The sequence below is a fragment of the Neobacillus rhizosphaerae genome (genome assembly GCF_050477885.1).
Lineage (GTDB): Bacteria > Bacillota > Bacilli > Bacillales > Cytobacillaceae > Neobacillus > Neobacillus rhizosphaerae_A.
This window is the reverse complement of record NZ_JBCNAC010000142.1, coordinates 19,175-27,934: the sequence shown is the minus strand read 5'-3', so window position 1 is coordinate 27,934 and position 8,760 is coordinate 19,175. Positions and strand designations below refer to the sequence as shown.

General features: G+C 38.2%; 10 protein-coding genes. 3 read left to right on the top strand and 7 right to left on the bottom strand.

From position 1 onward, the window contains the following. Positions 1 to 144 precede the first annotated feature (144 nt). Positions 145 to 861: an RNA polymerase sporulation sigma factor SigK gene (gene sigK / locus ABES03_RS19550; protein ID WP_430119810.1), complete on the top strand. Its 717-nt coding sequence runs from the start codon at positions 145 to 147 to the stop codon at positions 859 to 861. A gap of 27 nt (positions 862 to 888) precedes the next feature. Here sigK and ABES03_RS19545 read toward each other — a convergent pair whose 3' ends face one another. Together ABES03_RS19545 and ABES03_RS19540 are read right to left on the bottom strand one after the other, a co-directional pair. Further along, entirely contained in the window at positions 889 to 1,863 is a 975-nt protein-coding gene (locus tag ABES03_RS19545; RefSeq protein ID WP_430119808.1) for a F510_1955 family glycosylhydrolase, read from the bottom strand. 43 nt (positions 1,864 to 1,906) lie between these two features. Further along, the gene (locus ABES03_RS19540) at positions 1,907 to 2,587 is read right to left on the bottom strand and encodes a response regulator transcription factor (protein WP_430119806.1); all 681 of its coding nucleotides are present in this window, start codon (positions 2,585 to 2,587) and stop codon (positions 1,907 to 1,909) included. A gap of 163 nt (positions 2,588 to 2,750) precedes the next feature. Between ABES03_RS19540 and ABES03_RS19535 the strand changes: the two genes are divergently transcribed. Together ABES03_RS19535 and ABES03_RS19530 are read left to right on the top strand one after the other, a co-directional pair. Beyond that, complete coding sequence (locus ABES03_RS19535) at positions 2,751 to 2,921, top strand: hypothetical protein (RefSeq protein ID WP_430119804.1); 171 nt, start codon at positions 2,751 to 2,753, stop codon at positions 2,919 to 2,921. Between the two features lie 161 nt (positions 2,922 to 3,082). Next, positions 3,083 to 4,882 carry a M3 family oligoendopeptidase gene (locus ABES03_RS19530; protein WP_430119803.1) on the top strand — a complete coding sequence of 600 codons (1,800 nt, stop codon included), beginning with the start codon at positions 3,083 to 3,085 and terminating at the stop codon, positions 4,880 to 4,882. 670 nt (positions 4,883 to 5,552) lie between these two features. On the opposite strand, the gene ABES03_RS19525 is transcribed toward ABES03_RS19530, so the two are convergent. From ABES03_RS19525 to ABES03_RS19505, 5 genes are all read right to left on the bottom strand, one after another. Further along, a complete protein-coding gene (locus ABES03_RS19525) occupies positions 5,553 to 5,693 on the bottom strand; it encodes a YrzI family small protein (protein ID WP_430119801.1) in 141 nt (46 codons plus the stop codon). Between the two features lie 35 nt (positions 5,694 to 5,728). Then, entirely contained in the window at positions 5,729 to 5,869 is a 141-nt protein-coding gene (locus ABES03_RS19520; RefSeq protein ID WP_430119799.1) for a YrzI family small protein, read from the bottom strand. 432 nt (positions 5,870 to 6,301) lie between these two features. After that, on the bottom strand, positions 6,302 to 6,562 hold the full coding sequence (locus ABES03_RS19515) for a YrhC family protein (RefSeq protein ID WP_430119798.1): 261 nt from the start codon (positions 6,560 to 6,562) through the stop codon (positions 6,302 to 6,304). Between the two features lie 133 nt (positions 6,563 to 6,695). Next, on the bottom strand, positions 6,696 to 7,829 hold the full coding sequence (locus ABES03_RS19510) for a bifunctional cystathionine gamma-lyase/homocysteine desulfhydrase (protein ID WP_430119796.1): 1,134 nt from the start codon (positions 7,827 to 7,829) through the stop codon (positions 6,696 to 6,698). A 1-nt stretch (position 7,830) separates the two neighbouring features. Continuing rightward, entirely contained in the window at positions 7,831 to 8,754 is a 924-nt protein-coding gene (locus ABES03_RS19505) for a PLP-dependent cysteine synthase family protein (protein WP_430119794.1), read from the bottom strand. Positions 8,755 to 8,760: the final 6 nt, after the last annotated feature.

The window sequence follows — 8,760 nt, the reverse complement described above, 5'->3', positions numbered from 1 at the left end:
GAGCGGAAATCAACAGACAATTTTACAGAGCCTTTATAAAATAAAAATTATTAATTTGAATGGACAGACACAATTTCCTGATTTCTTCATAGGAATTAGTAATAGGCCCTAGCCCAAAAAAAGAAAGCACGGGGGTGGATGTGGATGTCTGGAATCTTAACAGCTCTCGGTTATTTAATGAAAGAATTTTTATTTCTTGTTTCGTACGTTAAGAATAATGCTTTTCCTCAGCCCCTATCTGCTGCTGAAGAAAGAAAGTACTTACGGTTAATGGCAGAAGGGGATCCGCATGCGCGAAATATGTTAATTGAACACAATCTACGACTTGTCGCGCATATAGTTAAAAAATTTGAAAATACCGGGGAGGATTCTGAAGATCTAATCTCGATTGGAACAATTGGTTTAATAAAAGCAATCGAGAGTTATTCAGAAGGTAAAGGAACAAAACTTGCAACCTATGCTGCTCGTTGTATAGAAAATGAAATTCTTATGCATTTACGGGCACTTAAAAAAACAAAGAAAGATGTTTCCTTACATGATCCTATCGGTCAGGATAAGGAAGGTAATGAGATTTCATTGATTGATGTCCTTAAATCGGAATCTGAGGACGTTATCGATACCATTCAGCTTAATATGGAGCTGGAGAAAATAAAAAAGTTTATAGAGGTGTTGGATGATCGGGAAAAAGAAGTGATTGTGGGGCGTTTTGGCCTAGACTTACAAAAGGAAAAAACCCAACGAGAAATTGCAAAGGAATTAGGAATATCAAGAAGTTATGTTTCGAGAATAGAAAAGCGAGCATTAATGAAAATGTTCCATGAATTTTATCGTGCTGAAAAAGAACGGAAGAAAAAAAATTGAAGAAACACGTAATGAAAAAAGAGCAGTTCACTCCTGCTCTTTTTTTCCGTCTTTAAGAAGAACGCTCCAATTCTTTCCGCCGTCTTTAGATTGATAAATATCATTTTTATAGGTAGTAAAGGCGATTTGATTCTGATCCTTTTGATTAACCGCTAAATACGTAATAGGATTATCATAATCTAAGAAAGGAAAAGCCAATTCCCCTTGCTCGCCAGTTACAGGATTTAACGTTTTTAATAAAATTTTATCGTTCTCCACACTTGAAAATAGGATAGTATCCCCGCTAAAGGTAAGGGCTGTCACCATAATGGGATTGGTAATTAACTTCATCGTATTTCCATTATCAGATGAATAATAAATACCTGTCCGTGTAGACATCGCCACAATATCACCATTAGTAGGGTGTACTGCTATCATTCCTAATGAGTCGGCACTAAAACCCTTAAATGCGCTCTTTGCCCACGTATCACCATTGTTTGTAGAATAGTTGACACCATAGCTTAAACCTTCCTCAGGTGTTTCACTAATTACATAAAGCCCTTCACCTGTATAACTGGCAGCCATAAAGTGGAAGTTTCTCTTCCCGTAGAATGCCAGCTGTTCTAGTGTTTTTCCTTGATCAACACTGTGCACTACACCAAGCGGGTCTTTAAAGCCTGTCCCCTTTTGAGGATGTCCACTTCCTAAAAAACCATCTTCTACTGCTTGAAATCCAATATAATCATGTTGATTCGTGGTTGATTCATACCACTTTGTATCTTTGTAGAATTTTAAACCGGCATTTGTGGCAACATACAGTGCTTGATCATTGCCTGGATAACCAATTCCACGGATATTTTTTACGCTGAGTGAACTCGCCTCAACCACTTCAAATTTAGCCTTTGATACAGCCCTTTTTTCCGGTTGGTTCTTTTCTTGGTCCTCACTATTGTTTGTACAACCCGATGTAACAAGTAATATTCCTATTAACATAGCCAATATCACTTTCATTTGAACTTTCACCTTGTTACCTCCTGAACATTATCTTAAACTATGAGGTTTTCGTTTACGAATCCTTATCCATCCACTTATACCCCAGTCCCCATACTGTTGTCAAATAATCGTCCACAGGGAAACCTGATTTTCGCAATTTGTCTCGTAAATTCCGCACATGGGAATCTATGGTCCTATCCTCTGTAGCAACCGCATAACCCCATATGGTGGTCAACAAATGCTCACGGGTAAATACTTTATTTCTATTTTTTAATAAAAGAGTCAGTAAGGAAAATTCTTTGGGAGTAACCAAAACTGGATTTCCTTGATAGGAAACCTCAAAGGATTCTTCATTTAGGGATAGACCATTAAACGCTATTTTACTTGAAGGTCCTTTATTTCTTCGCAGAATAGCTTCTATTCGCGCAATCAGCTCTTCTTCATCAAAAGGCTTTGAAATATAATCATCTGCACCCAGTTTCAGCCCTTTTACAATATCCATTTTTTCACTGCGCGCTGTAAGCATGATAATCGGGGTATCTCCCAATTTTCTAATTTCCTTACAGGCTTGCCAGCCATCCATTTCTGGCATCATTATATCTAATAAGACAAGGTCAACAGTTGCTTCACCAAGGTATTGAACCGCTTCAAAAGCAGTAGTCATTTTGATGCAGTCATAACCTTTTGGTGTTAAATAAAGGGAAAGTAAATCTAACATCCGTGGTTCATCGTCAATAAGCAAAATTTTTTTCAATGGTATACCTCTCTCGGTTAACATTCTAGGTAAAATTATACTATAGAATGTCTCCAATCAGCTGTGAAATATTTGTTGAATTGATTAGGACATACACGTTCGCCTATACAAGCTTAAATAAGGGCTCATACCCTAATATAAAAGGATAAAGGAGGGAATCTAGATGCCTTTTGGTTATCCAAGTCCTTATGGTTTTTATGGATACCCGGCCCCATATCCAGCTTATCCATTTCCCTATGCTGCAGGCAGTGGTTTTTGGATTGCAGTCGTCATTGTCTTATTTATACTTTTGTTACTCTTCGGAGGCTGGTGGTGGTATACAAGAGTTTGTTAATATATTTTTTTAAGAGGCTGACTTTCTCAGTCTCTTTTTTCTGCAAAAACCAATAATATAGAATTTTTGGAAAAAGTAAATTATAATGAAAAGCGGAAGTGTTAATTTTTTGACAATAATCAACCATGATTGTGGTTCATCTTTTAAGGAGGGTATAAAGAATGACAGCGATTACATACTCAGATGTTTGGAACCTTGAAGTGTTGTTTCAGGGCGGAAGCGATTCATTAGAATTCGCAAACCATTTAAATCTTACAGCTGCCTTAATAGATAGTTTCCAAACAAAGGTAAACAACTGGACTCCATTCAATTCACAAGAGGATCAAACATTTTTAAAAGAATTACTTGAGGATTTTGAGCATTCTGCCAAAAAACTTCGTCAAGCAGGGGCATTTGTTGGTTGTTTGCAGGCACAAAACACAGATGATAAAAAGGCTTATACACTTGATTCAAAGGTTACCAGTTTAAGTGCAGCCTTCCAAGCGGCTCTTAGTACCTTTGACAGCTTATTATCTTCATTTACTGATGAGGTTTGGACAGAGTTATTAAAAGATCCTCAGTTACAGGTCCTTTCCTTTGTTTTAACAGAAAGACGTAATCGAGCAAAAGAAAAGCTTTCTAAAGAAGAAGAAGCATTAATCAGTGCACTTGGTGTCGATGGCTATCATAGTTGGGGCCAATTATACGATTTAATTGTTGGAAAAATAAAAGTACCTTTCCAAGAAAACGGCGAGGAAAAGCTCCTTTCTGTCGGTCAGGCATTTAATAAGTTCTCAAGCCCCGATCGAAACGTACGAGAAGCTACTTTCAGAAACTGGGAGAAGGCATGGGGAGAACAGGCTGACTTTCTTGCCAAAACTCTCAATCACCTTTCTGGTTTCCGTCTTAGCGTGTATCAAAAAAGAGGCTGGGAAGATGTATTAAAAGAACCTCTTAGCATTAATCGTATGGAAAAAAAGACGCTTGAAACGATGTGGGCAGTTATATCCGAAAATAAACAAAAGCTTGTTACGTATTTAGAGCGAAAAGCAGCACTCCTTGGGGTAAATAAATTAAGCTGGTATGATTTAGATGCTCCGTTCGGCAAAACAGAATCAAAGGTTTCCTATCAAGAAGGAGCCGAGTTTATCGAACAAAATTTTGCTATATTTGGTGAAAAAATGGCTTCGTTTGCCCATAAAGCTTTTGAAGAGCAATGGATTGAAGGAGAAGATCGACCTGGTAAGGCACCTGGTGGCTTCTGTACTTTCTTTCCTGAAAGCGACCAATCTCGAATCTTTATGACCTACTCCGGAACACCATCAAACGTTTCAACTCTGGCTCATGAGCTTGGTCATGGTTTCCACACATTCGCAATGAAGGGTGTTCACCATCTCAACCGTAATTATGCCATGAACGTGGCAGAAACAGCCTCTACTTTCGCTGAAATGATTGTTGCAGATGCAGCGGTTAAAAATGCAAAAGATGAAGAAGAAAAACTAGTTCTTCTTGACGATAAGGTCCAAAGAACAGTTGCCCTTTTAATGAATATACATGCACGTTTCTTATTTGAAACACGTTTTTATGAAGAAAGAAAGAAAGGACCTGTGAATGCAGAACGTCTAAATGAACTGATGCTTGCTGCACAAAAGGAAGCCTATTCGGATGCCTTAGAAGAATATCATCCTTTATTTTGGGCCTCAAAGCTACACTTCTTTATAACTGGTGTACCATTTTATAACTTCCCATATACGTTTGGTTATCTTTTCTCATTAGGTATCTATGCGCAGGCGCTCGAGGAAGGTAAAGGGTATGAAGAAAAATACATTGCTTTGTTAAGAGATACGGCTTCCATGTCCGTTGAAGATTTAGCACAAAAACATCTACAGGTAGATCTAACGAAAAAAGATTTCTGGGAAAAAGCTGTTCATATTTGTTTAGATGACATTGATGAATTCCTTAAGTTAACTGAAAAGAAATAAGAAAAGCGGAAGCGCCTTGGTCAGCCCCGATAAAGTAGACTGGTCGATTGGCAAGCGGAGCGCAGACAGAGACCTAGTCGCACTTATGCGTACAAAGGTGATAGCCTTATGTCGCCAGGCAAATGTTCTTCTGCAATAAAAGTCGCTCTTTGACTTTATTGCAGAAGGTTATTTGACTCGAGGGGCTAGGCGCTGGAGCTGGACAATAAGAAAAAGCATCGGCTGAGAAATTAGGCCGATGCTTTTTAATATTATACTTCAACACTTAGTTCAGCTGAAATAACACAACCGATCGCCCCAGTAATGACGAAAGCCATCACAACCAAAAACATATTCCCCACCCCTTAGTTAGAAATTGCTATTTTCTACTTTGAATTTAACACATTTTCACAGTATCTAACTTCAGGAAATATGAACATTCTGTTAACAAACCCTTGAGCTTTCTACCAAACAGATTTTCTTATTGAAGGATTATGAATCTTTTTTCCTTGATTTAAAGAGTAATGATAATAACAAAATATGAAGCGGCATATTGGTTACCTCCTATTTTCATTCTTTCACATGGCTAGGTGGTATCTTTCATACCCCAGAAACTATTTCCTCGACCTTGCATTAGAAAAAACAACATATTAACAACCACCTTTCTCTATTTTGGTTTTTTACTTACCTATTACATAAAACGGTGCATGGAAACCTGACGATCTCTGTTTTTCTCATATAGCTTATCAACCATTTCTTGATGAGCAGCTTCTTCGAGGCTCATTCGACGTTTGTTAATAGTAATGGTTAAAAATAAAATATTGAGGATCATTTCTTTTCACTTCCTTTTTTGTGCATGTGTATTGATTACATAAAATGATGCATGGAAATTTGACGGTCTTTGTTTTGATCATAAAGTTTTTCAACCATCTCCTGTTGAGCCGCTTTTTCAAGATCAACTTTCCTCTTTTTTATTGTGATGGAGAAAAATAATATATTCAGGGTCATGTATCACACCTCCTTTAAAGAGCTTATTTCTTTCTTGTTCTAACAACATCTTCAATTTATGCATAACATATCCATCTGGCGATTAAAAAGGGCACAAAAAGGCCGCAAGAAGTTATCCCTTGCGGCTTGGATTTTTTAGGCACAAAAATACCGCAAGGCGTCATTCTCCCTGCGGCATGGATATGTAATGTCACTTAATTACTTAAGCAATCCATTCCAGTCTGGTCGAATGCGTGATATTCAAATATACTGTTTGTGTGCAGGCTACAATTAAATTCATTTTCTTCGACCTCCTTTTGGAATAATTTACTTGCTACGGTAATTATATCCACTCACCTACCATTTGTAAACCTTTTGGAAGTAATTATTTAAAAATTAATTAACCCGCCCTTTATTGGGTAAAAAAATAAGCGCTCCGCTAATGGGAGTCGCTTATTTTTTCATTAGATAATCCTGCCCTTCTTCTGTCTCTGACAGCTTCATTTGGCATTGTTTTGATTGGATAAACAACAAAATGGATAAAGCTAGGAAAGACAATGAGGATAGAACCATTATATAAACATCCATCTCGCTTTTCGTATCGGATGGAATAATTACACCTAAATAGAAAAATACACCAACAGCCAATAAGATCGTGGCAAAACGTTTAAAATCAACCATTTTTTCATAAAGTCTTCTCGCTTGTTGCTTCACTACTTATCACCTGCTTTTCTTTTAATCTACTACCCTACTTTATCACAAAACTTAACATGACAGAGGATGTAAATATTAGTAAAAGAAAAGCTCATGCACCAGGTGAGTTCACCTGGTGCATGGATAATATCAATTATTCTAATGCTTGTGTTAAATCCTCAATGAGGTCCTCCACATCTTCTAGTCCAACAGATATACGTACTAATCCATCCGTGATTCCTAATTCAGCGCGGCGCTCAGCCGGGATAGAGGCATGGGTCATACGAGCAGGGACTGAAATTAAGCTTTCGACAGCACCTAGGCTTTCTGCTAACGTAAAATATTTAATTTTACTTAATAATTGATCTGCATTTTCAGCACTTCCTACATCAAAAGAGACCATGCCGCCAAAGCCTCTCGCTTGCTTTTTGGAAATCTCATGATTTGGATGTGATTCAATACCAGGGTAAAATACCTTATTAACCTTTGGATGTGATTGTAAAAACGCCACAATTTCAGCAGTATTCGCTTCCGTTTCTTCCATACGAATCCCTAAAGTTTTGATACCACGGATTAATAACCAAGAATCCTGTGGTCCTAAAACACCACCCGTAGAATTTTGTACAAAATGAAGATCTTCAGCCAATTTATCACTATTCACAACCACTAGACCAGCCACCACATCACTATGTCCACCAATGTATTTGGTTGCACTGTGCAAGACAATATCGGCTCCTAGTTCTATTGGGTTTTGCCAATATGGTGTGGAGAAGGTGTTATCTACTATGGTCAATAGCTGATGTTCTTTTGCAAGCTTTGCAGCTGCTTCAATATCCGTAATTTTTAATAATGGGTTTGTTGGCGTTTCTAAATAAATCGCCTTTGTATTCTGTCTGATTTCACTCTTAATATTGTCTAAATTACTAGTATCAACAAAGGTAGAGTCGATACCAAATCGGTTTAATACCTTTGTCATCACGCGGAATGTTCCACCATAGACATCATCAGTAAGAATGACGTGATCGCCGCTATTAAATAACATGATGACCGCAGTAATTGCCGCCATACCTGAACCAAAGGCAAAACCTGCCGTACCTCCTTCAATATCTTTAATTAATACCTCAAGTGCATTCCTTGTAGGGTTTCCAGTTCTTGAATATTCAAATCCCTTATGTCCCCCTACTCCTTCCTGCTTATACGTACTAACTTGGTAAATTGGAAAGGATACAGCTCCTGTTGTTGGATCCTGGCTTATCCCGCCATGAATCAATTGTGTTTTCCTTTTCAACCTAAATACCCCCTTCAAAAATCTTTTTGCTTAAATATCGTTCGCTTCCATCTGGAAAAATAACGACGATATTGGTGCCAGGCGGTGATATTTGGGCTTCTTTTAGTGCAGCATGGAATGCAGCACCTGACGAACTACCAACAAGAAGGCCTTCCTTCGCCGCTATTTCTTTAACAAGACTGAAAGCATGCTCATCCAACACGGTATAAATGGCATCAAAGTAACTTGCATCCATATATTCCGGCAAAAACTCCATCCCAATACCTTCTGTTTTATGTGGACCCGCTTCACCACCGTTTAAAATGGAACCCTCAGGTTCTACAATCACTGTTTTTACTTTCTCACTCTGTTCTTTTAAGTAACGGGCAGTTCCCATGAAGGTTCCACCAGTACCCGAACCAGCCACAAAAACATGTAATTGTCCTTCAAGCTGCTTCCAAATTTCTGGACCAAGCGTTTTATAGTACGTTTCTGGATTTGCAGGGTTTCCGAATTGCTGAGGACAATAGGCTCCTGGAATCTCGTTAACAAGTTCTTTTGCCTTAGCAATAGCTCCCTTCATTCCCTTTTCAGTAGGGGTATGAACAATTCTTGCCCCAAGTGCTTTCATTAATTCCTGCTTTTCTATACTGAACTTTTCAGGAACACATAAAATAACTTGTATACCTTTGTTTAATGCCGCTAGAGCTAATCCGATCCCTGTATTTCCCGCAGTAGGCTCTATGACTGTTCCACCTGTAAGCAGCTTTCCACTAGAAAATGCCTCATCTAGCAGTTCCATTCCAAGTCGGTCTTTTACACTACCCCCAGGATTCATAAATTCCAATTTCGCAAAGATGCGAACACCTTCGGGTAAATGAAATTGAGTGATTTCCACCATTGGTGTCTGCCCAATTAATTCATGAACGTTTTTAAAGACCTTCATTTCCCC